General features: G+C 67.5%; 3 protein-coding genes. 2 read left to right on the top strand and 1 reads right to left on the bottom strand.

From position 1 onward, the window contains the following. Positions 1–244 precede the first annotated feature (244 nt). Both WCA53_RS33270 and WCA53_RS33265 read left to right on the top strand, forming a co-directional pair. Positions 245–436 (top strand): hypothetical protein, encoded by a 192-nt coding sequence (locus WCA53_RS33270; RefSeq protein ID WP_423922073.1) that lies wholly within the window; start codon positions 245–247, stop codon positions 434–436. Between the two features lie 184 nt (positions 437–620). Further along, positions 621–755 carry a hypothetical protein gene (locus tag WCA53_RS33265; RefSeq protein ID WP_423922071.1) on the top strand — a complete coding sequence of 45 codons (135 nt, stop codon included), beginning with the start codon at positions 621–623 and terminating at the stop codon, positions 753–755. 294 nt (positions 756–1,049) lie between these two features. On the opposite strand, the gene WCA53_RS33260 is transcribed toward WCA53_RS33265, so the two are convergent. Then, a partial coding sequence (locus WCA53_RS33260) for a LysR substrate-binding domain-containing protein (RefSeq protein WP_423922066.1) occupies positions 1,050–1,608 on the bottom strand: 559 nt, incomplete at its 5' end.

The following is a 1,608-nucleotide window of genomic DNA, read 5'->3' as shown; positions in this document are numbered from 1 at the left end:
CACTTATGGCGTGGCTCCGATGGGCACGGCCATGGCCGCGGCCTCGGTGGCGTCGGCGGGCACGGGGGGCTCGGAGAGGCGCCAGTTGGGCCGGTGAGGCAAAGCGAGTCGTCGCTCATGACTGGCGACCAGGTTCCTCGGGCACGAGACGTTCGAGAGCACCGACATCCCCATTCCCGTAGGAAGCATCATCGCCTTCTATACCGATGGGATGCCGCGTCGCGCTGGTGGTCGGAGACGTCGGTTGGCGCAGCAGGGCAGGGTGAAGGTGTCGGACACCGTGGGCACCTACCTGACGGGGTACGCCAAGGACATCGCTCAGCAGGTGAACATCCACAACCTGCTCTCTGGCACCTCCGGGCTGAGCGGCCCGGACGTGGACGTGCAACGCATCTTCTACAGCCGGCAGGAGGTGCGCGAGTACTACGAGCAGTAGGCCCGGCAGGCGAAGCTGGTGGCCGCCCCCGGCACTCCCACCGGCCACGAAGGCGCCCATATCGCCATCCCCGCGCAGATCGTCGAGGCCGTGGCCGGCACGACGTACTGGGACTACGTCCAGGAACATATCTTCGGGCGCTGTGTTCGGGCGCGCCGGTGCCAACCCCGGTACCGGCGCCAACTTGAACATCTACCCGTACACCGGCTGGGTCGGCGTCATCCTCAGCAACTACGACAACCTGCCGCTGGCGGAGATGAGCCAGCGGGAGATACAGGCCGTCACCGGCCAGCCTGCTTCGGGCGGTGGAGGCGGTTGAGGCCTTCCAGTAACTAGCCGTGCTACTGATCCGTGCCCCGCCACCCACGTCGTCCTCGACGGCGCGCATCTCTCGGGAACGGCTGGCTAGCTGGGACTGATGCGTGGGGCGCGTCGGCTGGTCGGCTCCGCGCGTATCAGCATGAGCACGACGTCTGGGTCGGCGCGCCGCACTTCGGCCAGTGCGGCGTTCCCGTCGCCAGGCCTCGCCGGTAACCCGGAAATCCGGCTCGGCCTCAAGCGGCACCCGAAGGCCCTCCCGGACGAGATCTTGATCATCAGAATGTGCTTCTGCTCAAGTTCCCAGCGGGCCGGGCTCGTCGCATCCGTCGCGTCCTGCGACGTCGAGAACTGTGCGGATGAACGCCTGGATTTTCGCGCTGTCGCCGTCGGCGAGCCAGGTGAAGCCGTATTCGATCGGCGGAGCGTCGTCGAAGGGGATGATGACGGTGTCCGGTCGACCGTGGTAGGCCGCCGCGCGCAAGGCCAGGGGCTGGACTCCCTTGCCTGCGGCGATCATCGACTGCACCTCCTGGAAGGAGGTGACTTTCGGCCCCCGACGGACGGGCCGCCCCGACGGCGTACGGCGCGGCACGTGGTAGTCGAGGAAGTAGTCGGGCACGTTCTCGATGGTGATGACCTCGCAGTTGCCGTAGTCCTCGAGCGTGACTGACTTTCTGGCGGCAAGCGGATGGCCGAGTGGGACCTGGAGCGCGCGCTGCTCTCGGAACAGGATCGGGCCGGTGGCGATGTCGGGCTCGTCGGCCGGGAACTCGGCCAGCTGCAGGTCGATCTCGCCGGCCCGTAGCCCGGCGAACCGGTCGGCAAGCATGCGCTCCACGACTTTCACCGCG

It is taken from the genome of Caballeronia sp., assembly GCF_049581465.1.
GTDB lineage: Bacteria > Pseudomonadota > Gammaproteobacteria > Burkholderiales > Burkholderiaceae > Caballeronia.
Note: the sequence above shows the minus strand (reverse complement) of the source record. Positions and strands in the feature narration are given on the sequence as shown.